20 protein-coding genes are annotated in these 23,973 nt (G+C 58.3%); 3 read left to right on the top strand and 17 right to left on the bottom strand.

The window, feature by feature from the left end:
- Window positions 1-8 precede the first annotated feature (8 nt).
- From AU182_RS05615 to AU182_RS05565, 11 genes are all read right to left on the bottom strand, one after another.
- A complete protein-coding gene (locus AU182_RS05615) occupies window positions 9-3,500 on the bottom strand; it encodes a pilus assembly protein (protein ID WP_193754294.1) in 3,492 nt (1,163 codons plus the stop codon).
- 38 nt (window positions 3,501-3,538) lie between these two features.
- The gene (locus tag AU182_RS05610) at window positions 3,539-4,084 is read right to left on the bottom strand and encodes a PilX N-terminal domain-containing pilus assembly protein (RefSeq protein ID WP_066961797.1); all 546 of its coding nucleotides are present in this window, start codon (window positions 4,082-4,084) and stop codon (window positions 3,539-3,541) included.
- 23 nt (window positions 4,085-4,107) lie between these two features.
- Window positions 4,108-5,160, bottom strand: coding sequence for a PilW family protein (locus tag AU182_RS05605; protein WP_227718132.1), 1,053 nt, complete (start codon window positions 5,158-5,160; stop codon window positions 4,108-4,110).
- 22 nt (window positions 5,161-5,182) lie between these two features.
- Window positions 5,183-5,635 carry a type IV pilus modification protein PilV gene (gene pilV / locus AU182_RS05600; RefSeq protein ID WP_066961792.1) on the bottom strand — a complete coding sequence of 151 codons (453 nt, stop codon included), beginning with the start codon at window positions 5,633-5,635 and terminating at the stop codon, window positions 5,183-5,185.
- Between the two features lie 18 nt (window positions 5,636-5,653).
- Window positions 5,654-6,190: a GspH/FimT family pseudopilin gene (locus tag AU182_RS05595; protein ID WP_066961790.1), complete on the bottom strand. Its 537-nt coding sequence runs from the start codon at window positions 6,188-6,190 to the stop codon at window positions 5,654-5,656.
- Between the two features lie 363 nt (window positions 6,191-6,553).
- Window positions 6,554-6,970, bottom strand: coding sequence for a type IV pilin protein (locus AU182_RS05590; RefSeq protein ID WP_066961788.1), 417 nt, complete (start codon window positions 6,968-6,970; stop codon window positions 6,554-6,556).
- A 25-nt stretch (window positions 6,971-6,995) separates the two neighbouring features.
- Window positions 6,996-11,168, bottom strand: coding sequence for a pilus assembly protein (locus AU182_RS05585; protein ID WP_066961786.1), 4,173 nt, complete (start codon window positions 11,166-11,168; stop codon window positions 6,996-6,998).
- A 69-nt stretch (window positions 11,169-11,237) separates the two neighbouring features.
- Window positions 11,238-11,777 carry a PilX N-terminal domain-containing pilus assembly protein gene (locus AU182_RS05580; protein ID WP_082859231.1) on the bottom strand — a complete coding sequence of 180 codons (540 nt, stop codon included), beginning with the start codon at window positions 11,775-11,777 and terminating at the stop codon, window positions 11,238-11,240.
- A gap of 26 nt (window positions 11,778-11,803) precedes the next feature.
- Complete coding sequence (locus tag AU182_RS05575; protein ID WP_193754293.1) at window positions 11,804-12,871, bottom strand: PilW family protein; 1,068 nt, start codon at window positions 12,869-12,871, stop codon at window positions 11,804-11,806.
- Window positions 12,872-12,881: 10 nt separating this feature from the next.
- The gene (gene pilV, locus AU182_RS05570) at window positions 12,882-13,307 is read right to left on the bottom strand and encodes a type IV pilus modification protein PilV (RefSeq protein WP_066961783.1); all 426 of its coding nucleotides are present in this window, start codon (window positions 13,305-13,307) and stop codon (window positions 12,882-12,884) included.
- 16 nt (window positions 13,308-13,323) lie between these two features.
- A complete protein-coding gene (locus AU182_RS05565) occupies window positions 13,324-13,875 on the bottom strand; it encodes a GspH/FimT family pseudopilin (RefSeq protein WP_193754292.1) in 552 nt (183 codons plus the stop codon).
- 310 nt (window positions 13,876-14,185) lie between these two features.
- Between AU182_RS05565 and AU182_RS16640 the strand changes: the two genes are divergently transcribed.
- Window positions 14,186-14,698 (top strand): GspH/FimT family pseudopilin, encoded by a 513-nt coding sequence (locus tag AU182_RS16640; protein ID WP_066961778.1) that lies wholly within the window; start codon window positions 14,186-14,188, stop codon window positions 14,696-14,698.
- Window positions 14,699-14,701: 3 nt separating this feature from the next.
- Here the strand turns inward: AU182_RS16640 and ispH are convergent, their stop codons facing one another.
- The 6 genes from ispH to murJ form a co-directional block, all read right to left on the bottom strand.
- A complete protein-coding gene (ispH, locus tag AU182_RS05555; protein ID WP_066961776.1) occupies window positions 14,702-15,640 on the bottom strand; it encodes a 4-hydroxy-3-methylbut-2-enyl diphosphate reductase in 939 nt (312 codons plus the stop codon).
- Window positions 15,641-15,673: 33 nt separating this feature from the next.
- A complete protein-coding gene (fkpB, locus tag AU182_RS05550) occupies window positions 15,674-16,114 on the bottom strand; it encodes an FKBP-type peptidyl-prolyl cis-trans isomerase (protein WP_066961774.1) in 441 nt (146 codons plus the stop codon).
- Between the two features lie 17 nt (window positions 16,115-16,131).
- On the bottom strand, window positions 16,132-16,650 hold the full coding sequence (gene lspA / locus AU182_RS05545) for a signal peptidase II (RefSeq protein ID WP_066961772.1): 519 nt from the start codon (window positions 16,648-16,650) through the stop codon (window positions 16,132-16,134).
- The gene (ileS, locus tag AU182_RS05540) at window positions 16,643-19,447 is read right to left on the bottom strand and encodes an isoleucine--tRNA ligase (protein WP_066961769.1); all 2,805 of its coding nucleotides are present in this window, start codon (window positions 19,445-19,447) and stop codon (window positions 16,643-16,645) included. Before ileS ends, lspA begins: the two co-directional genes overlap by 8 nt.
- A gap of 440 nt (window positions 19,448-19,887) precedes the next feature.
- Entirely contained in the window at window positions 19,888-20,865 is a 978-nt protein-coding gene (gene ribF / locus AU182_RS05535; protein ID WP_066961767.1) for a bifunctional riboflavin kinase/FAD synthetase, read from the bottom strand.
- A gap of 85 nt (window positions 20,866-20,950) precedes the next feature.
- Window positions 20,951-22,579 carry a murein biosynthesis integral membrane protein MurJ gene (murJ, locus tag AU182_RS05530; protein ID WP_227718131.1) on the bottom strand — a complete coding sequence of 543 codons (1,629 nt, stop codon included), beginning with the start codon at window positions 22,577-22,579 and terminating at the stop codon, window positions 20,951-20,953.
- 194 nt (window positions 22,580-22,773) lie between these two features.
- On the opposite strand from murJ, the gene AU182_RS16635 reads away from it, so the two are divergent.
- Window positions 22,774-22,914, top strand: a complete 141-nt coding sequence (locus tag AU182_RS16635; RefSeq protein WP_193754291.1) for a hypothetical protein — start codon at window positions 22,774-22,776, stop codon at window positions 22,912-22,914.
- Window positions 22,915-23,111: 197 nt separating this feature from the next.
- Window positions 23,112-23,822 (top strand): OmpA family protein, encoded by a 711-nt coding sequence (locus tag AU182_RS05525; RefSeq protein WP_066961762.1) that lies wholly within the window; start codon window positions 23,112-23,114, stop codon window positions 23,820-23,822.
- Window positions 23,823-23,973 lie beyond the last annotated feature (151 nt).

Genomic DNA, 23,973 nt, shown 5'->3' with positions numbered 1-23,973 from the left:
TCGCTACATCAAAACCGTCGCCAGGACACCCGGCCATTGGCCGGCGGTGGTGACTGCCCTTCCTCAACCTTGAAATCACCCTTGATATCGTTTGCCGGCAGGAATGTTTTTTTGCCCGACTCGATCATCTGCGAATAGCTGATGATGGCATAGTCAACTTCCTTGCCATCCTCGCCAAAAATGGAGTGCCCGATAAAACGGTCGCCCACCGCAACCAGTTCCATCTGCCAGCCACTGCCGCCAAAGGCACAGGGGTCGCTGGAAGTAATTAGCGTGGGGAACAGGAGCCGGTCGTAAACCAGCAGGGGTTTACTGATCACCCGTTCACCGGTGGTTGAGTCTCCGAAGGTCAGATCCAGATACCAGCCACTCTTGTCCGCCCACCAGGTCTGGGACGCGTTGTTGGATACTTCGCGGACACCGTTTTCCTGGCTGCTGATCACCTTCTGCATCAAAGAACCCCGCCCCGCCACAGGGGCGCCCTGATCGGCAATGGCATAGAAGCTGTTGATCGTGTTACCCGCGACGTTGTCGGTGCTAGACAGGTAGCTTCCGGTACCGAAATAGACCATCACCGCGTTGTTCATCTGCTCGTTGAGACCCAGTGTCGGTGTGGAGGTAATCGGCTGAACAGCGCCATTAGGATCACGTGCAACAAACAGGGGAACCTTGGCGGTTACGTCATTGCCATCCGCATCCTGTGTAGTCGCCTCATAGCCAACCCCCCAGTCCGCCGGATCGTCACTGCTGAGATCAAAGTACCAGAGGTTACCCTGCAGGTCGCCGGCATAGGCTCCAACCACCTCTCCGCGACCATTGGGGAGAAGGGATGCACCAGCAAGCCCGTTATCGTCGCTGTCATTGGTAGTGAGCACCCGCGTTTCGGTGGTGGGGTTTTCCAGATCGATGACCAGCAGGCTTGCGCGTTCTCCAGCAGAGTTGTAACCATTACCGACAATAATTTTCCAACCATCTGCCGTCGGCACCACCAGCGGCGGGCCGGTAATATTCCCCAACTCTGGAATGTCCGCATTCGTGAGCTCAAACAGGACGTCATCTTCGTCGAAGCTTTCGGGGTTGGTGACATCCAGTACAAAAATACCCTTGCCGCCGGCACCCAGGGTGCCCACAAGGATGTTTTTCCAGCTGCCAGTGGAGGCATCGCCAAAGTAGGCATCCCCCACAAACAGCGGCCCATCCACACTGTAGCGATGTGGCAGGGTAGCAGTGCCGTATTCCGGCGAACTCAAGTCCTTGAGCGCGCCGTAAACACCGGAAGGCACATAGGCGAAGAGCTCGTCACCGTCGCGCGCGTCGAACCCATGCAACATGCCATCGTTCGCGCCCACGTAGACCACTTCGGTGCGGGGCTGCTTCCGCGTTGTGTAGTAATCGAGGTACCGAGCACCGCCCAGGTCCGCGGAAAGCAAGTGGTAGTGATGTTTTTTGCGACCGGCGTACACCGGGCTGGAGTTCACGATGTCGCCCAGCATCTTGCCACGCTCGCGCAGGCCTTCTGCGTGCAGTCCCCGCACCCAGTTCAGGCGCAAAGCACCCATGGCATCGCCATCTTCGCCAGCCAGTACACTCTTTTGCGCATCGGAGATGCCGGGCGCAGTGCCGGTGGGGTCCCAGGCAAACAGCGCCCCATCCCCATTGCTGTAAGTAAAGATATCCCTGCTCGCCGGCGACGGAAAATCGTTATCAGTGACTTCCCAGGCTAGGTCACCAATGGAGCCGTCGGCTTCCACCTCGATGGCCTTGAGCTCCCCGCTCCAATCAAAACTGTTGAACGCAGCCTGGAAGATCAACGTGTCCGTTCCCAGACGGGTGGAAGTGGTGGCAACGGAGGAAGCGGCACCGCTGGAGCGCCCGAGAATATTATCCAGTACGCCAGACAGTTCACTGGCAAAGGACTGGGGGTCCGCAGCACTGAAAAAACCACCGCGGCTATTGACCGATGCATGCAGCAGGTCATCCACCTTCGCCGAATTACTACTGGTTGGATTGGGCCAGGTAACTGAATCACCGGTCTTTATCGCCGCGAACGCATCATCCTTATCGACCGAGCCCTCTACACCGAAGCCCACACCAAAAGTTACCATATGCTGCCAGAATGCCGGATTGATACTGCCATCTTTGGAAGGCACCTTGTTGGCGAGATCGGGACGCAAATCCCGGTTCCAGTAGTACATGGCCACATCGGCCAGCGTATTATTGTGCCCGTCGGTAAACGGCGACTCGGCGCTGTAGGTGTAAGAAGCTCCGTCAGGCCCGGTAACTTCTGTTCCCGCTGATCCATCGACATTACTCCGTGCGGCCGAAGTACGCGCCGCGTTATCACCACCTCCACTCCAGTAGCCATCGGTCATCAGGATGGTGTAGCTCGCGCGACAGGCAAGATGGGCCGCTTCATCGTCCACACCAGGGTTTGCTCCCCATGGGCCTTTATCGTCCGGGCGTGAAAAATACTGCCCTGCATCATCCAGCGCGCGACGTAGTGGTGTCCCCGAGGTGGGCACGTCTCGCCCGTACAGCTGCGCGAAAAAAGCTTCCCGGTCGTCACCGGAGAATGCGCGTACGCCATTTACAATCGTACCTGTGTTGACGCCATCAATACTGGTTGAGCCTTGGTTGATCGCGCCAAACCCTACCCGCAGATCCTCACCTTGCTCCGCAAATGCGCGGCCGATGCCGGCACGCGCGGCGAGGGTGCGCGAGCGATAATAGGTATACCAGTTGGCAAAATTCTGGATTTCCTGCTCGTAGCTGCAAACGCCAAGACTACAATCGTCGCGATTCAATCGATCATGGCCAGTATAGGTAGCCGCCGAGGGTCGGATCTCAACCTTTTGGTAACTACTTCGATCCCACTCACTGCCGGTGCCGTTATGCCAGAAATAGGTGGCAGGCCAGTAGGTTTTCGCATCGCTGCTCGAAGTACAGGTGATGGTTTCGTCGGCGTTCCGCATACAACTACGCCAAGCGTTCCCGTTGTAGTTAGCGTTCTCTACTGTCAGGTTCCTTGCATTCTGATTAACCGAGACGCCGTCCCCCGGACAGTCGCCAGTGTTCTCCGGATTGTGCCTGGCGCAACTCGGATTGGCATTTGGATACAGAGTTTCGTCGTGTTTTGCCCAAGGCAAATAGGTTACCGAGGGGTTATAGTAACTTTTGTTGTATTGTGGTGAGCGCGTAAGGGCGTTGTAACCGTTGGCATCATCGACGGTCGGGACCTGATAATTTCCATCTGTGGTCTGGTCATAGCCGGCATTCCCGTAGACGCCATCTGCGCGAGGAAAAATATAGGCAGTGTCCTGGCGATAGTCCTCCGGTGTAATTTCAAAATGCATCGAGCCCGAATCATCGATCACAAACATCACATTCGGCGTGGCTCCATTACTCAGGAACAGCGGGCTTTGCGCCAAGTCCACCGAATGGACACTGTGCGCAGCAGCGACCGAAAACAATGCCGAAACGCATTGCAGGAGGGTTTTCATTTTCCAGTTTTTTATACACATGGCTCTGTTCCGACGGATCATTTGGGCTGCCTAAAGGTTGACTGCAGGAGTACCTGCGTAGATTCACTGCCACCAAAACCCCGGCTGCTGATTCGGTAAATCACTTTGTCGTTTTGGATAAGTCGACTGCCGACATCGATGCCACCCCCATCTGCACCATTTAAAGAGGTCAACGAGGTGACCTCTTCCACCACATATTCCGGCTGCCGGGCGACACCGCTGAGACCCAGCTCCGCGGTCCGTGCCTCGGCCCAATCATAAGATTTCCAGTACTCACTACTACCGCCCTGGTCCAGCGCCATCATGAGCTCCGGATACTGTGTTGTTCCAAAAGCTGGCAGGTCCACCGCCTGCACCCGCGCCTCTCCGGCACGCAGCCCTGCCTCGGCAGCCTGCAGCGCAAGATTGTGGTCGCGCATGTTACCCGCCATCAGTTCCTGCATGTTGCTGCCACGAATGGCCGCCATCCCCACCAGGGTCATCAGTAACACCATGATCAAACCGACCACCAGCGTCATACCCCGTTGCTGGCGCAGGCGCTGTGGGAAAGCTGTATTTTTCATATCGATCCCTTGATACCTATTTCTCAGTAAACCCGACTGCGAACTGCGACGGTGCTCTCGAAGGTCTGACGCAGGCGACGGTCGCCTGGATCATTCACGGTGACACCGTTAAACGTATAGGGCTGTGGTTCAGCGAGCACATTGTCTTCACCGCTCTGCACCAGCAGCGCGACACGCACGCTCACTACCTCGGCCCATGCATCGGCACTGGAAAGACTCCCTGCATCCACATAGTTTTCAGGAACCCCGTCACTATTGCTGTCTACCCCATAGGTGAGCTGCATATCCTGCACCCCTTCCAGCAACTCCTGTGCGGCCAGTCCATTCGTTTCCTGCCACAGGCTGGGAATACCTCCGGCCCCTTGCGCAATAAAATACACGGTAGTCACCACCTGAAAGACTTGCGCATCGTCCGCAAAGCTGACCGGTGATACTGCATCACTCACATCCCAGGCGGTGACTCGGTTGCCCGGACTGTCACCCGCGCCGTGTGCAATACGAACTTCCCCCGTGCTTGCATTGCCTTCCACCTCCGTCGCCTGAAATACAACGGCATTGGTACAGTTGGCGACAATCAGAATATCGTCGGAGCAGATACCGCTGGAGCCGGTCTGCGCCTCGCCACAGGGAGCCACATCCGACACATAGCGCGCGTAAACATTATTGGCGTCATTCGGTTTGGGTACGCCCAGGGAAATACCCCCCGCGCTGCGCACCACCAGAATATCGGTCCCCTCAATGGCGTCGTCCGGATATCCGGCGGGAGGATTAGCGGAGACATCGTCCTCCCCCTCGATCCCCACGTCGAACTTAAAGGCGAGTAAATTTTCATCATTCAGGTAATTCGTGACCTGGGTGTAGCGACTATTACAGCCGGCGAACCCTGCCATGCGGATGTCTTCGCTCAAAAAGTCCATGGCCAGGCGACCACTTTCCTGTACCCGCGCCAGGGCTTGCTGGGTTGAGAATGTGGTGCGGCTGGTTAAAAACAACTGCACCACGCCCGTCATCAGGATCAGGCCGATCGTGATTGAGATCATTAACTCAACCAGCGAGATACCTCTTTGTCGTTGCATATTCATCATTGCGAGGCGCCTCTTAAATACGGGTGCTGTATACAAACGTGGTGGTATCTTCGCTGGTATCGCCGGAGTTATTCTGCTCGGACCATTCGATGGTCACGGTGCATACTTTATCGGCGCCATTGCAACGCACCTGACCACTCGCCCCTGGCAGGGCCGCGGCCAGCGCGGCTTGCCACTGGGCCAGATCCTGGCCGGCGATAGTGGTTTCGCTGGGCAAGGGTTCTTCAGGGGCACCCTCCGCTGGCACAGGGGCCTCTTCCAGCAGGTACTCGTCGAGTTTTTCCTGGTTCAGGCGAATACGATCGAGCATGTCGTAGGCGAGAATATTGGCCTGTGACCGCAAATAAGCACTGTGGTTGTACTGCAGGGATTTGCTTTGCAGGGCAGCCAACGCCAGCAGAGATGTTCCGAGAATCAGCACGGTAACCAGCACTTCGATCAGGCCCGCACCCTGTTGTTGTTTCATTGCCAATTTCCTTTTGTATCAACTGCAGCTGGTGCGGGCGACGCTCAGGACACCCGCGACACCGACGGTCAACTTTCGCCCAGAGTTTGCCTTGCAGCCACTCAAGCTGGAGGTCAACTCGATCGCCCCGCCGGCCGACATGCCAAGTAACCCCTTATCGGTAAAACGGATAAAGTCCACATCGGATGCGCCCTGCACGGCAGCAATGGTGGCGTTGTTGCCCGGAGACTCCCAGACGCGCAAAATTTCACCGATCACCGGTACCGGGGCACTGTCACTGGTGGCGTCGTCGACAATCACTATCCACTGATCGGTCCAGTCACCATCGCACGCACTGCCATCGGCACTCGCACAAAGGGTCACACGGGAGGACCGTTTCACGGCTTCGCTGCGGGCAAAATTCAAGGCACCAGCCAGTTCCTCACCCAGTGCTACCGAACGGTTGTTTTGGATCATCGTGTTGAAATTAGGTACGGCAATGCCAACCACCACGGCAAGTACCGCCAGGGTGATCATCAACTCGATCAGGGTGAGCCCCCGCTGTTTGAACCCCATTATTCATCCCTCCAACGCGTCAGTGGGCGACGCGAAAATCATCCTTGCAGCACATACGATGATGCTGTTTTCGTGCATAAAGTCTGAGCAAGACTAATATTGCGGCTACCCTAGCACGCGCGAAATGGCACATGGAGCCAGCTCCGACAAACGGCAGGGTTGGGGGAATAAACGGTGGATTCAGGTAGTCCGTTCGGGTCCGCTTTCGCTGCGAACACTTGCCGTATCGCGTGTTGGGCTGGAGTGGACAAAGAGGAAAGGAAAGAGGAGATGGAAGAGGTGCAGAAACAAACAACCCGGCGCGGGCCGGGTTGCGTTTACTTCAGGATCAGCAGATTGACCGTGCGTGAGCCTACGCCGGGGTTACCAGCAGGCGGCCCCATAGCTGCCGCTGGCATTGCGCACACCGGTGTTACTCAAGGTCAGGCTACCACACTTGGTATCGGCCGCCTGGCTGGTGCCGGCAACAGGCTGTGCGGTGAGAGCATAAGTCGTGGCTCCCAAAACAGCAGTGACACTGTACATCCCTTCGGCGGATTGAATACTGCCGCCACCACTCAATGAATTCGCTACGCCACAGTTCGCATTATTGTAGGCGTTGTAGGTGGTAAAGCAGCGCTGCAGGCGCTGGGCGACATCGTTCAGAGTCGCCTTCGCGTCCGCCCGGTTACTCTTGCGTACGGACTCCATATAGGAGGGGTAAGCAATTCCGGCGATGATGCCGATGATGGCTACCACAATCATCAGTTCAATCAGGGTAAAACCTTTTTGCTTTTTCATTGTGTTATCTCACTGCAAATTCCATTTAACGTAACTGGCGCCAGGACATACGGCCAGCGGCTTCCGAGGGAATATCACCCTCTGTCACATCCAGCGCACCCTTGATGTTACTGGTCGGAAGGTAGGCTTTTTCACCAGAGCGAATCACTTCCGAATAGCTGATTACCGCATAATCGGTTTCGATGCCATCTTCCCCGAAAATGGAGTGCCCCTGATAGCGGTCGCCCACCGCAACCAGCTCCATCAACCACCCGGAACCACCAAATGAACACGGACTGGAAGAGGTAATCATGGTCGGGAACAGCAAGCGGTCGTAGATCAGCAGTGGCTTACTGATAATGCGCTCCCCGCTGATACTACCACCATAGGTGAAGTCCAGGTACCAGCCCTTTTTACTGGTCCACCAGGACGTATCAGCATTGCCGTCCACAACGCGCCGACCGTTCGCTTCTGTCGAGATCGTCTTGGCGAACAGCTGGTCGCGGCCGGTCACCGGCGCATCCATATCGGCGACGGCATAGAAGCTATTGATCGTATCCCCCGCTTCGTTATCGGCGCTGGTGAGATAGCTTCCGGTACCAAAGTACACCATCACCGCGTTATTCAGCTTCGCGTTTACCCCGAGGGTGGGGGTTGATGTGATGGGCTGCACCTTGCCATTGGGATCTACCGCGGTGAACAGGGGCGCGGCATTAGCACCACTTTTGTAGGCAACACCCCAACTGTCATTTTTGCCCGCAGAAAGATCAAACTCCCACAGGTTACCGAGCAAATCGCCCGCATACGCGGCAACAATCTCCCCAGTACCACTCGGCAACAGCGCCGGCCCGGCAAGCCCGTTTGCACCGCCGGTACCCGCCTGGATCACTCGCGTATCACCGGCCGGATCATCGAGACTGAGGGCAAACAGGTGCGCATTCTCGCCATCGGAGTTATAGCCGTTGCCGAAGAACACCCGCCAGCCATCGCTGGTGGGGGCAATGACGGGTTCGCGAGTGATATTACCCAGCTTAGTGAATTCACCGCTCAGGAGGTCTTCATCAGTAAAGTCAAACAGCACATCCCCTTCATCAAAGCCGTCGGGGTTGGTCACGTCCAGCGCGAACAGTCCTCTACCACCTGCCCCGAGGGTGCCGACCAGCACATTTCTCCAGCGGCCATTTACGAAGGCGTCGCCAACGAACAGCGGGCCATCAACGTTGTAGGTATGCGGATTGCTGCTTGTGCCGTAATCAGTGGCACTCAGCTTGCGCAGTTTTTCGTAGATACCGGCCGGGACATAAGCAAACAGCTCTTTGCCGGTTGTTGCGTCAAAGGCGTGCAGCATGCCGTCATTGGCACCCACATAAAGCACTTCACGCCGGTTTTTCTTGCGCGTCTCGTAATAGTTCTGATACTCCAGTCCACCCAGCGCCTCGGACAGCAGATGGAAGCTGTACTTCTTGCGGCCGGCAAATACCGGGCTTGAATTTACGATGTCACCCAGCAGCTTGTTGCGGCTGCGCAAATTCGGCGTATCCGCCCCACGCACCCAGAGCAGGCGGGCGCGCCCTTCGATTTCGCTGTCATTACCAATCAGGGCGGCTTTCTGGGCGTCACTGATTCCGCCATCTGCAACCGTCGTCCCCCAGCGGAACACCGCACCACCTGTGCCATCGTGGGTAAAGACTTTGCGGATAGCGGGGCCGTCAAACTTGGCATCGCTGGACTGCCACTTGACGGAGCTCACGGAGCCATCGCTGCCCAGGTTGAGGGCCTTGACCTCGCCGCTCCAGTCCGTGCTGTTAAACAGCGCCTGGTAAATTACCGTGTCGGTACCCAGGCGGGTGGAGTTCGTCGCTACGGAAGACGCCGAACCCACATCGGCCGCAACCGCATCCAGCGCCTTGCTCAGACTTTCCGCCAGCTCGGAAGGGTCAATCGCGTAGAAGTAGGTTTCCGGGTCACGGGCTGCAATCTCTGCCTCGGTGGGCGCGTTGCCATTTTCACCGTCACTGTAACCGCCCCACTTCGCTGCATAGTAAAGCGGTGTCTCCAGCAGCTCTGCAGTCGACGTGCCGACCGCAAAGGTCTGCGTGAACGCTTCATCATCGACCTCGCAACCGTCTTCGCCGGAACAGCCGCTACCACTATGCTTGAACCCTTCCACACCAGAGTTCACATGGAAACCGTCATTGGTGGTACCACTGATAACGAAGCCAAAACCGAGGGGCTGACTGGTGGATTCGGCAATGGTGTTGGTAGTGATTTTCACCTGGCTTGCGGTGACGACGTAATCGATCACACCCCACATATCCTGGTCAAAGTCCCCGCCCTGCTCACTGTCTTCCCAGTTCACATACAGTTTGCCGGTGTTGGCCAGGATACCTGCGCCGGTATCCACACCCTGGTTCTGTGACACCACCTTGAAGTCCACGATGGCACAGTTGCCATCGGGGTTCGGGTTGGTGTTCCGGCAAGCCGGCAGGATCGTGATGGACTTGTCCACGGCGCCCGGTACGGGAATTTCAACCTGAGGTACCGCCGGTGCCAGCGCGACACCGTAGGTGCGCACGCTTTGCTGCGATGGCAGGTCGTTGCGGATGCTATTGGCACGGGCAAAATAGGCCATTCCGGCAATGTCGTAGGTACCTTCGAGGCGCGGTGCGTCGGGGCAGGTGCCGCGCACATCCGACAGGGCGCCTACGGTCTTGGCGGTGCACAGCTGGTTATTCTCGGCACCGCTCTCACCCACAAAGTAGGCTCCGCCATGAATTCCCTCGGCGGCGCCCACCTTGTTGGTCCAGGTATCTACTACGCCAAAGGTGGAATCACTGTAGTCACCATCGTAGGAGCTGGTCGATGCATTGAACTGAATGACGTTGAGCGCCGCGCAGTAGTTATCGCCATTCATGGGGTCCACCCAAGTGGGGTTGGTCAGCCCGGGCAGAAAATTGGAATCGTTCGATGTGAAGCCCGACGTAGGGCTTTTGCCAGCCAGGTAGCGCAGCGATTCGAGGTAGATTTCCGACTGCGGGTTGCCCCAGTTGGTACACTCCCCATCGTTAAAGCTAGTGCGGCCCCACTCACACCCATCGGTATTGTTGTAGTGTCCCTGGCCATAGTCGTAGCCATAGATACGCAGGACATCAAGGTTCTTTACGATACCGTCGGCACCGGTGAAAGTCCCATCGGTTGTCGCATTCACTTCGTCAGCAAGACTGGAAACGTTCTTGCGCAGCACACCACCGGACTTGTTTTTCCCGAAGGAGCCGGTCATCAAGCCAAACAGGATATCGCCGTTTTCACCGTATTCCTGTAGCAGCCCCGTAGGCTTTTGATTACCGTTGGGATAGGCCTGACAATTATCCTCTTCCATGCCGGCAACGCACACTTGCACCCGGACATCATATTCACCGTCGCCCAGCTGGACATCCTTTGCGGGGCTTGTCGAACTCGCATAGATACCGCTCTTGCCTGCGTCGTTATCATTAGTGCCCTGACCACCGCTTACCTCACTATCCCAGCGACACTGGAAGCGCTCATTACTTGCCCAGAGCGCATAGTTGCCCTGAACCACGCGCATCTGCGGCGCGGAAGAAACGGTTTCTGAGCTGCCAGTTCCCGGCGTGGTATTACAGATGGTAAACCCACTGGCTGAGGAATTATCGCCGCCAGTCACGCTGAATGGCGTCAGCTGAGCGATATCGGTACCGTTATAGTACTTCGCGAAGGAGTGCGCATCGTGCGGTAAAAAAGCGCGTTCAAGCACCGTCTCGCCATTCTTGGCAGCGTCGCTGGTGTCGTACTCGTCGTCGGTGGAGCGATATCCGCCGTAGAGAATTTTGCGTACAGCATCCATGCGGGTCATGGTCGCCCAATTCAGGAAGTTGCCGCTCCACTCTCCAGATCCTGCAACACTATTACAGTAGCGATTTTCGTCCGCGGCTCCGTTTGGCTCAAACTGCGCATCGCGGTACACATAGCATTTGCCGCTATCAAAATAACCGTAGTACTCGATTCCCTTGTCGTAGGTCGTATCCAGTTGGCCGTCGCCATCGAGATCCGTGTAATCGTCGTATGCCTTGAAGTAGAGCTGATGGTCGTTAGACATATTCAGCATCACAATCGGCTTCACCGGCTGCGCCAAAAATAGCGGCGCCTGCGCCAGCGTGAGCGACTGGACACTGTGGGCAAATGCGACCGACAGGAGCGCCACACCCGCTCTCAGACAAAACGTTGATTTCATTCTTTTAAAAATCATGACAGTTCCTTAATTACCAACGCCTTATCGTTTATACGTAGACTGGAGGATGACAACCGCATCCGGACTACCGCCTTCCGCACGGCTGGTGACCCGGTAAAAGATCGTATCCTCGGTCTTCAGCGAGCTGGCGAAATCTATGGCGCCGCCATCGGTACCGCTGATCGTGGCAACACTGGTCACTTCTTCAATCACGTATTGCGGCTGACTGGCCACCAGCTGCACACCCAGGGAAGTGCGCACGGAGCCAGCATCCCAACCGTAGGTGTCCCAAAAGCCCGTGCTGGTGGAACCGTCGATGGCCTCGACCAGCCCCAAGGTGGTGCCATCAAATGCGGGGATGGTGGCGCCGGTGAGCAGCTCTTCCCCTTCGCGCAAGCCCGCCTCGGCGGACTGGAAGGCGAGATTGCGGTCGCGCATATTGCCCGACATCAACTCCTGCATTCCGCTGCCGCGAATAGCGGCCATGCCCACCACGGTCATCAGTAGAACCATGATCAGGCCAACAATCAGGGTCATGCCCCGTTGGCTCGACAGTGTGTTCGGGCTGATTACTTTTTTCATAGTTCACTCGGTCTGTAATTAGTCAATCACGGGAGACGGCTGCGAATACCCACGGTACTGATAAATACCTGGCGTAAACGGCGATCACCGGGCGCATTATTGGTGACACCGTTGAAGGTATAGGGCTGTGCTTCCGCCAGCACATTGTCGTCCGTGCTCTGAACCAAAAGCTGCACGCGCACGCTGGATACCGTTTCCCAGGCAGCGGCGGTGGTCAGTACAGAAGCATCCACATAGGAATCTGGAATGCCGTCACCGGACGTATCGCGGCCGTAGGTAAGCTGCATGTCCTGCACCCCGGTTAGCAGCTCCTGGGCAGTGCCACCGTTGATCTGGCGCCACAAGCTGGGCGTACCGGTAGTGCCATCGGCGACGTAGTAGATCGAGGTGTTCATTTTGATGATTTCAGAATCCGCACCGAAGGTTTCTTCCGGGTTGCTATTACCACCCCAGGAAGTCTCCGCATTGCCCGGCACCGCGCTCGCGCCCGAGTGCACCACATTCACCTCAACCCCGCCGCTGTTTTCCTGCAGGTTGGTCACCTGAAAGACCCGCGCCTTGGAGCAGTCGGATACCACCAGAATGTCGTTTTCGCACAACCCGCTGTAGCTGTCCTCACCGGTATCGCAAGTGGCGGTAACTCCGGTGTTTTCCGCAAACAACTGTGCACTGTCATTGTTTCTGGTGACCCCTACGCTATTGCCCCCGGCGCTGCGCACCACCAGTGCGTCAGTGCCTTGCAGAATATCCACGGGATATTCCGCCGCCGGAGTCGCGCCAACATTGTCCAACCCTTCGATTGCGACGCCGAAGTCGTATTGCAGGCTATTGGCGTTGTTCAGCGTATTGTGGAAATTCAGATTCCGGCTCATGCATCCCATATACCCCGCCATGCGAACATCCTCAGACAGGAATTCCATGGCCAGACGGCCGCTCTCCTGCACGCGCGCCAACGCCTGCTGGGTGGAAAAGGTGGCGCGGCTGGACAGGAAAAGCTGTACCACGCCGGTCATCAGGATCAGGCCGATGGTAATAGAGATCATCAACTCGACCAGCGAGATGCCTTTTTGACTACGCATAATTGTTCTGTTCACGGATATTTCCTCACAGCCGGGTGGTGTAGACGAATTCGCTGTCGTCTTCACTGGCATCGCCGGAGCTGTTCTGTTCAGCCCACTGAATGGTGACCGTGCAGAAGCGGGTGGCCGGGACGCACTCAACCCCCCCGTCGGCACCCGGCAGCAGGGTTTCCAGATTGGTGAGCCACTGGTTCAAATCCTGCTGCGCCAGGGTGCTTCCGGTGGGCTTGGCGTCACCCACGGCCAGGTTATAGCCCGCGATATTGGCGCGGTTAATCCGCACCCGATCGAGAATGTCGTAGGCCAGGATATTGGCCTGGGAACGCAGGTAGGCACTGTGGTTGTAGTGCAGGGATTTGCTCTGCAGCGCGGCAAGGGCAAGCAGTGAAGTACCGAGAATCAGCACGGTCACCAAAACTTCGATCAGGCCAGCGCCCTGTTGCTTATTCATTGAACTACCTCCTCGCTCAGGAACAGCCGTTGGTGCTGCGTGACATGTTCAGCATTCCCGCAGCACCCACCGTCAGTAGACGCGCGTTGTTACTGCTGCATCCGCTAAAACTGGTGTTCAGGGTTACCGTACCGACGGTAGAGCGCCCGAGGGTGCCCTTGCGGGTGAAGCGAACGAAGGTGGGCGTGGCGCTGCCCTGGGTCGCGGCGACGGTGGCGTTGTTGTCCGGCGCCTCCCAGAAACGCAGCACGGCGGCAGCATTAGCCACCACCGGCGCAGCGGCGTCATCGGTGGCTGCGGTATCCACTACCACGATCCAGTTATCGGCCCAGGAACCATTGCAGGCGGCGCCGTCGGTACTGCCACACAGAGTCACTCTTACCCCACGCTTTACCGCCTCGCTGCGCGCATAGTTAAGCGCACCGGCCAGTTCTTCGCCCAGCGCCAGAGAACGGTTGTTCTGAATCATTGTGTTGAAGCTGGGAACGGCAATGCCAACCACCACCGCCAGAACGGCCAGCGTGATCATTAGCTCTATCAGGGTGAGCCCCTGCTGTCTGAACCCCATAGTGTGAACTCCCGGATACCGCTGCGGCTTGGGCAACTCGCCAATCGCCATTGATTATTTTTTGTGCGCCGGTCACGTGGTTGGCGCAACTGGTACGGATGTATCCCTATTATTGGCGCGCATTCTAACCGATCGTCAATATCAACGGGGGCGTTACTGGATACGAAATTTCCCCGGTGTTAATTTTTGTGCACTATTTCCTTGTGGCAAACGCCACTCAGGACGATCGATCAAGATCATCGGGGCCAGGAAATACCCGCAGCTGCCAGGAAGGAGGCTGCTCACTAAACAGGCAGCTCAAGGAGGAGTTGTGAACGCTCGCGGTCTCACATTGGTCGAACTGTTAATCACCCTGAGTATTCTCGGTATCCTGCTGGCGATCGGGTTGCCCCGCTTTCAGCAACAACTGGAATCGAATCGAACCCGCACAGCGGCAGACTCGCTGTTACAGGCCATCAAGCTGGCCCGCAACAAAGCGGTAGCCACCAATCAGCGTGCCACGTTGCGCAAACTGGGTGACTGGCAGTCCGGCTGGGAAATTTTCCATGATCAGGATTTCGACGGGGAGAGGGCCCCAGGGGAGGCCCCGCTCGCCACGGGGGAGGCGCTGGCCGGGGTGACGATTCGCGCGAATGGCCCGCTGGCCAACTACGTTTCGTTTATCGGTTCTGGTGAGAGCCGCTTTGCCGGCACAGCCAGCAGCGGTGGTTTTCAGGCAGGATCGTTTACCATCTGCCCCGCGAATGGGGGCAGCGGATACCGGCTGGTGCTGGCGCGCAGCGGCCGGGTCAGGGTTGACCCCATCACCGCCGCGGACTGCTGAGTGTTACGGCGTGCGCAACTCTTTCGGCAGGCTGAAACTGATATTTTCCGGAGTGCCCGCCACTTCATTCGGGGCGTCGGCCCCCATGTCGCGTAACTTCTGAATGACCTGCTCCACCAGCACCTCCGGCGCCGACGCACCAGCGGTGATGCCGATGGTGTTTTTGCCCTGCAACCACGTGGCGTCGATACAGCCGGAGCCGTCAATCAGATAGGCTTCCGCCCCACAGCGCTCCGCCAGCTCGCGCAGGCGATTGGAGTTCGAGCTGTTGGGGCTGCCCACCACCAGTACAAGGTCGCACTCCAGCGCCAGCTGTTTGACCGCGTCCTGCCGGTTCTGGGTGGCGTAGCAGATGTCGTCTTTGCGCGGGCCGCGGATATTCGGGAACTTCGCGCGCAGGGCATCAATGACCCGGGAGGTATCGTCTACAGACAGTGTGGTCTGGGTGACAAACGTCAGGTTGTCCGGGTCCTTGACCTCCAGCGCCGCCACGTCCTGCTCATTTTCCACCAAATAGATGGCACCACCGTTGGCGGCGTCATATTGCCCCATGGTGCCTTCGACTTCCGGGTGGCCCTGGTGGCCAATGAGCACGCACTCGCTTCCGTCGCTGCTGAACTTGCTGACTTCGATGTGGACCTTGGTGACCAGTGGGCAGGTTGCATCAAAGACTTTCAGGCCGCGCTGGGCCGCTTCCTGCTGCACCGCCTTGGACACGCCGTGCGCACTGAAAATAACGATTACATCGTCCGGCACTTCGGCCAGCTCGTCCACAAACACCGCACCGCGCTCGCGCAGGGTGTCCACCACAAATTTGTTGTGGACCACTTCGTGACGCACATAAATGGGCGCACCGAAGACATCCAGTGCCCGATTGACGATATCAATGGCGCGGTCGACACCCGCGCAGAAACCGCGGGGATTGGCGAGGCGAATTTGCATTTTGCTCTGTCCTTGACCTGTCGAACCCAACAATTAGTTGACCGAGGCCACTTCAAGAATTTTCACGTGAAAGAATACGGTCTGGCCAGCGAGGGGGTGATTGAAGTCGACCTCGACATCGTCTTCACCCACTTCGCGGATAACACCGGGCAGCTCACCGTCACCATTGTCAAAAGAGACCACCAGCCCTTCTTCCAATTCCATATCGGGAGAGAAATGCCCTTTCTTCACTTTCTGGATATTGGACGGATTACGCTGACCAAAGCCCGCTTCCGGCGGAATTTCGATTTCCGCTTCGTCACCGGCTTTCAGGCCGAACAGGGATTGCTCGAAGCCCGGCAGCAGGTTGCCGTCGCCCACGATGAAGGTTGCGGGCTCTCCTTCAAAATTGGAGTCGATCTCGGAGCCATCATCCAGTTTCAGCGCAAAGTGCAGGGTGACCCGGCTGTGCTCACCGATTACGTTATTACTCATGGTACATCTCTGATTATTTACACTTCCGCGCCGTTTTTGCCCGGCTCTTCACTATTGTCTTTAAAAAACAGCAACTCAATCACCAGCATGGCCGCACCGACGGAAATCGCCATATCCGCGACATTGAATACCGGGAAATGCCAGCTGCCGTGGTACACGGAGATAAAGTCGCGCACATAACCGAGCAACATACGATCCCACAGGTTACCCAGTGCACCGCCGAGAATCAGCGCCAGTGCCGTCGGCTCCCAGCGCTTCGCCAGTGGCAACCGCTTGATCCAGACAATCACCACCGCGCTGAATATCACCGCCACGGCGCCAAAGAACCAGCGCTGCCAACCACCGGCGTCCGCCAGGAAGCTAAACGCCGCACCGTAATTCTCGGCATAGGTAAACTGCAGAAACCCGGGAATGATCTGCAGCGCCGGACCGTACATAAAGCGGTCGACCGCCCACACCTTGGTGACGATATCGATCACGATCACCACCAGTGCCAACAGGTACCAGCACCAGGGCGTAGCCAGAAGTTTACGCATAGTGGCGTACCTCGCCTGCTCCGCTGACATTTTCCACACAGCGACCACAGAGTTCCGGGTGTTCGCTATTGCTGCCGACGTCTTCGCGGTAATGCCAGCAACGGCCGCACTTGGGTGCATCGACCTTGTGCACGGCCACCCGCAGACCTGCCAGCTCGGTTTCCTCGGCACCTGCCGCGTCAGACAGCGGCTGGACCGACGTCGAAGAGCAGATCAGCACGAAGCGCAATTCATCTTGCAGTGCGGCCAGCTTTTGCTGCAATGCCGGATCCGCATACAGGGTTACCGAGGCCTGCAGGGAACCGCCGATATTGCCGGCACCGCGCTGCTCCTCGAGTACTTTGTTCACGGCGGTTTTCACATCGGCGATCGCGTCCCAGAACTCGCTGTCCATGTCCGCGTTCTGCGGCAGCGCCGGGAACTGGTGCCACTCGGCCAGCATCACACTGTCTTCTTTATTACCCGGAACACACTGCCACAGCTCTTCCGCAGTAAAGCTGAGGATGGGCGCAACCCAGCGCACAAACGCCTGCATGATGTGGTACAGGGCGGTCTGCGCCGAGCGGCGCGCCACGCTGTCGGCCTGTGTGGTGTACTGGCGGTCTTTGATGATATCCAGGTAGAAACCACCCATTTCCACAACGCAGAAATTGTGCAGCTTCTGATAAATCTGATGGAACTGGTAGCGATCATAGGCCGCTACGATTTCTTCCTGCAGCTTGGCCGCCTGTTCCAGCGCCCAACGATCCAGCGCCAGCAATTCATCGACTGGCAGCAGGTCTTTGGCAGGATCAAAGCCGGCCAGATTGGACAGGAAGAAGCGTGCGGTATTGCGCAGGCGACGATAGGAATCCGCGGTGCGTTTCAGAATCTCGTCGGAAACACCCATTTCTCCACTGAAGTCGGTGGCGGCTACCCACAGGCGCAACACATCGGCACCCATTTTGTTGATCACATCTTGCGGCGCGACCACGTTGCCGATGGACTTGGACATCTTGCGGCCCTGGGCGTCCACGGTAAAACCATGGGTCAGCACCTGCTTGTACGGCGCGCAGTCATTGATGGCGATGGAGGTCTTCAGCGAAGACTGGAACCAGCCGCGGTGCTGGTCGGAACCTTCCAGGTACAGGTCCGCCGGGAAGCGCAGCCCTTTGCGACGCTCCAGCACCGCATAGTGGGTCACGCCGGAATCAAACCACACGTCCAGCGTATCGGTCACTTTCTGGTACTGGTCTGCGTCGTCGCCCAGCAATTCTTTGGCGTCCAGCTCGAACCAGACATCCATACCACCCTGCTCGACCTTTTGCGCCACTTTTTCCATGAGCGCGGGGGTGTCCGGGTGAATCTCCTGGGTCTCTTTGTGCACAAACAGCGCGATGGGCACACCCCAGGTGCGCTGTCGGGAAATACACCAGTCCGGGCTGCCTTCGAGCATGCCGTCGATACGGGCCTTGCCCCAACCGGGAATCCACTCCACCGCATCCGCCGCTTTTTGCGCATGCTCCAGCAGGTCGTTCTGCTGCATGCTGATAAACCACTGCGGTGTGGCGCGGTAGATCAACGGCGTTTTGGTGCGCCAGCAGTGCGGGTAGCTGTGTATCAGTTTGTCCTGGTGCAGCAGCACACCTTTTTCTTGCAGCAATTCAACAACCTTGCCGTCCACCTTGTACACGTGCTCGCCGGCAAACAGCGGCACTGCGTCGCGGTAAACACCGTTGTCGTCCACATAGTTCAGCGTTTCGATACCGTAGCGCTTGCCCACGTTGAAGTCGTCGGGGCCATGGTCCGGGGCGGTGTGTACACAGCCGGTACCGGCGTCGGTGGTGACGTGATCGCCGAGGATGATGGGCAGCTGCTTGTCATAGAACGGGTGATGGATTTTCAAATGCTCCAGCGCAGCGCCCTGGATATGCCCCACCACATCGCCGCTCAGGCCCGCCGCTGCCAGCACCGCATCTTTCAGCTCTGCGGCCACCAGCAGGCGCTCGTCGCCCACCTGCACCACGACATATTCGAGGCCCGCATTCACGGAAACGGCCTGGGAGGACGGCAGCGTCCAGGGTGTGGTGGTCCAGATCACCACGGACAGGTCGCCATTACCAGCGTGACCACCGGCGGCATCGGCAATGGCCAGGGCGGTTTCGTCGGTGACCGGGTATTTGACGTAGATGGAGAAAGAGGTTTTATCCTGGTACTCCACTTCCGCTTCCGCCAGTGCGGAGCCACCCACCACGCTCCAGTAGACGGGCTTGAAACCGCGGGACAGGTGGCCATTTTTCACCACGCCGCCGAGGGCGCGGATGATGTCGGCTTCAAACTCGAAGTCCATGGTGCGGTAGGGGTTGTCCCACTCACCGAATACGCCGAGGCGAATAAAGTCTTTCTTCTGGCCTTCTACCTGTTTGGCGGCGTACTCGCGGCACTTCTGGCGGAAGGTTTTGTGATCCACCTTGACGCCGGCCTTGCCGACTTTCTGCTCCACTTTATGCTCGATGGGCAGGCCGTGGCAGTCCCAACCGGGCACGTAGGGGGCATCGAAACCGCTGAGGGTTTTCGATTTGACGATAATGTCTTTCAGGATCTTGTTGACCGAATGACCGATGTGGATATCGCCGTTGGCGTAGGGAGGGCCGTCGTGCAGGATAAACTGCTCGCGACCGGCACGGGCTTCACGAATTTTTTCGTAGAGCTTGCCTTCCTGCCATTTTTTCAGAATCTCCGGCTCCCGGTTGGGCAGGTTGCCACGCATGGGGAAGTCGGTTTGTGGAAGATTCAGGGTCGCTTTGTAATCGGTCATTGGCTATCTACTTCGGTTGTAGCTCAGAAATTTTCAAGTATTCGATCGGCGTTTCGCACTTTCCCGACGTTTCCGGGCTTACGCAGCGCAAAACTAGACATTGAAGCGGGAGTAATGGGGATCAGGTTTCAAAACCGTCGGTGACAGGGATGTCACCGCCGGAGCGTACATGGATGTACTCGCAGCGATTTTGAAACCTGATACCCATTGCTTCCGCGCCACCGGACTCAGACCAAAGCCGTAATTGCGGCTTCGGGGCACCACTAAACCAAGTTCAGTGGCGACAGAGCACCGGGTGCAGGTTTTCAGGACCACTGTGAACCCATCCCTGGGCGTTGCGGCGGCGACGTCCTGTCGCCGACGCTCCTGAAAACCTGCACCCGGTGCTCTGCCTTCGCATCTAAACCAGGCACTCCGTCAGACACGAAAGGGAAATCTGTTTACTTGGCTTTGCTCTCGCTAAACCAATTTTTTGCGTTTTGTATGTCATCGGCGATTTTCTGTTTGAGGATTTCCAGCGACTCAAACTTTTCTTCATCGCGCAACTTGTGGCAGAAGGTCACCGCAATTTCACGACCATATAAATCGCCACTGAAATCAAACAGGTGCACCTCGAGAAGCGGCTTTGCACCTTCGCCCTCTACCGTGGGGCGGAAGCCAACATTGGCGACGCCGGCCACCTCCATGCAACTGCCACTCATGGGGCTGCCATTGGTGCGTTTCGCTGTAACCGTGTACACCCCCACCAGCGGTGAACGGTAGCGGTGCAAACGCACATTGGCCGTGGGGGCACCCAGTTGCCGGCCAAGTGCACGGCCGCGGGCCACCAGACCGGTGATCCGATATGGCTTGCCCAGCAATTGTTCGGCAAGCGCAAAATCCGCGTTTTGCAGGGCCTCGCGAATGCGCGTGCTACTTACCCGCTCGCCGGCAATCTGCAGGGTCGCGGTGTCTTCCACGGTAAAACCCGATTTGGCGCCCGCTTTTTGCAGTAACGCATAATCCCCGCTGCGGTCACAGCCAAAACGGAAATCATCGCCCACCACAAGATGCCGCACGCCGAGGCCATCCACCAGCACCTGCTGAATAAACGCCTCCGCACTCAGGCTGCGCAGCCGTTCGTTGAACTGCAGGCACAGCACCCGGTCTACGCCGGCATCGAACAGCGCCAGCACCTTCTCCTTGAAGCGCATCAGGCGCGCCGGTGCTTTCTCGCCGGAGAAGTATTCGTGGGGCTGGGGTTCAAAGATGATGGCGACCGACGGCAACTGGTGCTCCGCCGCCCGCGCCCGCAGCTGGGTGATGATGGCCTGGTGCCCCAGGTGCACACCATCGAATGATCCAATGGTGGCCACACAGCCCCGATGGCACGGCCGCAGGTTGTGCAACCCGCGTATCAGCTCACGTTGCCCGGTCACAGTGCTTCAACCACCCTTTGTCGCCCTTGCAAAATCAAGCGGCGCAGTATACCGGATTTCCATGGCATCTGGGCACCGTCAACGGTCACGAAGACGCCCGAAAATGTCGCGGACGCAGGCCGCTGGCCAGCAAGGTCAGGCCATAAGCGCCGGCGCCGGCGGCCACCAGGACGCCCATGCGCCAGGAGCGCTCCCACCAGGCCCAGGCGTTCCAGGCCGGCCAGTAGTGGAGAATACTCAGCAAAACCACGGCCATGGCCAGATTGGCCAGCAGCAGACGCAGCAGATAGCCCCGCCAACCGGGCTCTGGCGCATAAACGCCCCCCTGTCGTAGCCCGCGGTACAGCAACCACGCGTTGATCGCCGCCTGCCCCGCGGTGGCGGCCGCCAGCCCCATATGGCCCAGCTGGAAGTACATATGCAGAGGAATCACAAACAGCAGGCTCAGTATCATCTTCGAGGCAATGGCTATCAGCCCGAACTTGACCGGTGTAGCGGTATCCTGGCGGGCGAAGTAGCCCGGTGCCAGCACCTTGATCAGCATGAATGCCAGCAGCCCGAAGGTGTAGGCCCGCAGTGACCAGGCGGCCATGCTCATGTCTCTCGGGGTCATATTGCCGTACTGGAACAGCACGGTGAGCAGCGGCTCGGCCAGTACAAACAGCGCTATGGCGGCGGGCAGGGCGATTAGGGTGACGCTGCGCAGCGCCCAGTCGATGGTATGGCGAAACTTCACCGGGTCGCCGCCGGCGTGCTGGCGGGATAGGTTCGGCAGGATCACCGTGGCCACCGCCACGCCAAACACCCCCAGGGGCAGTTCGGTCAGACGATCGGAAAAGTACAGCCAGGTCACTGAGCCGGTGGGCAGGAAAGACGCCAGCACCGTGTCCAGTACCAGGCTGATCTGGGTGACCGAAACGCCAAAAATAGCCGGCGCCATCAGACGCAGAATCTTGCGCACCCCCGGGTACTGCCAGTCCCACCGGGGTTTCGGCAACAGCCCCTCACGCATCAGAAAAGGGATCTGGAAGAGCAGCTGCACCACGCCGGCCACCAGCACCCCCCAGGCCAGCGCCATCACCTGCGGCTCGAACCAGCCGGCGGCCACCGTGGCGGCGGCAATCAGCACCAGGTTCAACAGCACCGGGGTCAGCGCGGGAATGGCGAAACGGTCAAAACTGTTGAGGATGGCACCGGCAAAACCGGTGAGGGAAATGAGCATCAGGTAAGGAAAGGTGATGCGCAACATCTCGGTGGCCATGGCAAACTTTTGCGGCTCGTTGCCACCCCACCACCAGCCGAACGCAAAGAGTCCGGCCACCAGCGGCGCACACAGCACCCCGAACAGGGTCACCAGCAACAGGGTTCCGCCAAGCGCACCGGCAACCCGGTCGTTCAGCTCGCGCACCGCGGCAACACCGCCGTTCTGGCGATATTCCGCCAGTACCGGCACAAACGCCTGGGCAAAGGCGCCCTCCGCGAACAGGCGGCGGAAAAAGTTGGGGATTTTGAAGGCCACAAAGAACGCATCTGCGGCGTCGCTGGCACCGGTCAGTCGCGCGAACACCACGTCCCGCGCCAACCCCATCACACGGGAGAGTAAAGTGGCACCACCCACCACGGAACTTCCGCGCAATAGCCCCCGTTGCGGGCTATGGTTTTGAGCCTGCGGTGGCTGTTCCTGTGGTTCCTGTTCGGGCGGAGATGCTGCCACGTCCCTGAGTCCTGCCGTGCAATCACTGAATAATGGCCGGCAAGTCTACCGCAATCCACTCCCCCGGCCACCTAGGGTGCACCGGCATTCGCGAAATAGCCGCAGATGAGGCTACGGTTGGCGCGAGGGGGAACTATACTCAAATTGAGCAGTTGGCGAGCCACAGGGAGCGGTGGCGACAAAGGAGAAACGGAATGACCATCAACGCATTGATTCTTGCACTGATCCTGGCGGTGCTGCTGTATGCAGCGGTTGCCCTGGGCCCGCGCCCTCAACGGGTACGGGTGCGTATCGATCAGCCCCGGGACCGGCGCTACCGGCGTCGCGGAGACTGAGACAGACCGCAAAGCCGGAGCAGGAACTGAGTCACGGGGCCGTTTGCCATATTTCGCCATAATCGATGCGGAATTCGCCCCAAGGGCGCCATGTCAGTGCCTCCTTGCCGGAGTTAAATGACTCTCAACCGAAACGGGAAACACCCGGATCGGAACCAAAGAGCAGTCACTTCACTCCAATCGCAAGGAACACGATCATGAAAAAGATGTTGATGGCAGTAACACTGAGCAGTCTGACCCTGAATGCTATTGCTTCCGCTGAGGCCGCCACTGACTCCGAGAACGAATTGCAGGGTAGCCCCCTGACCCCGGCCAAGCAGGCCACTGTATTTACCGGCGCTGCAGTTGCAGGCGCCGCCGTAGGTGGCCCGGTTGGCTTTATCGCCGGCGCCCTCGGTGGAGCCTGGCTGGGCGAACAGATCAAGCAAGCAGAAGAGGCAGACATGCTCGCAACGCAACTCACCGAAAGCCGCACCGAACTGGGCAACCTGGCACAACAACTGGATGCGGCGCGATTGTCCGCCAACGACGCCCGCGAGCTGGCACTGGAGAGCCTGGAATTCCAGATGCTGTTCACTACCGGTGACGACGAGCTGCAGGAAGCCCAGGAGCGCCAGGTGGCCGCCATGGCCGACTTCCTCAACCGCCACCCGCAACTGCAGGTACACCTCGAAGGGCACTCCGACCCCCGCGGCAGCGACGGCTACAACAATGTGCTGTCCGACCAGCGCGCCCTGAGTGTGCAGCGTGCCCTCGAAGCCTACGGCGTGGCACCGGAGCGCATCGAACGCCGCGCCCTCGGCGCGAGCCAGTCCAAGGCGGCCAAGGGCGACATTGATGCCTACGCCCTGGAGCGCCGGGTCGATATCCACTTCGGTATGCCGGAATCCGTTGCCGGCTCCTTCTGACCGCAGATTCAAATCCGGCCGGTTGCCGCTCCACAAACGCCGCAACCGGCTCGCTTCCGAGCAACCTCAAGTGCAACCCTGTAAGCAGTAACCTTGCGCGCGGCACACATGCCTGCGCGCTTTTTTCGTCCCACGCACCAGTTAACTTTGC

Source organism: Microbulbifer sp. Q7 (genome assembly GCF_001639145.1).
GTDB lineage: Bacteria > Pseudomonadota > Gammaproteobacteria > Pseudomonadales > Cellvibrionaceae > Microbulbifer.
The sequence above is the reverse complement of the archived record's forward strand: the minus strand, read 5'-3'. Positions and strand labels throughout refer to the sequence as shown.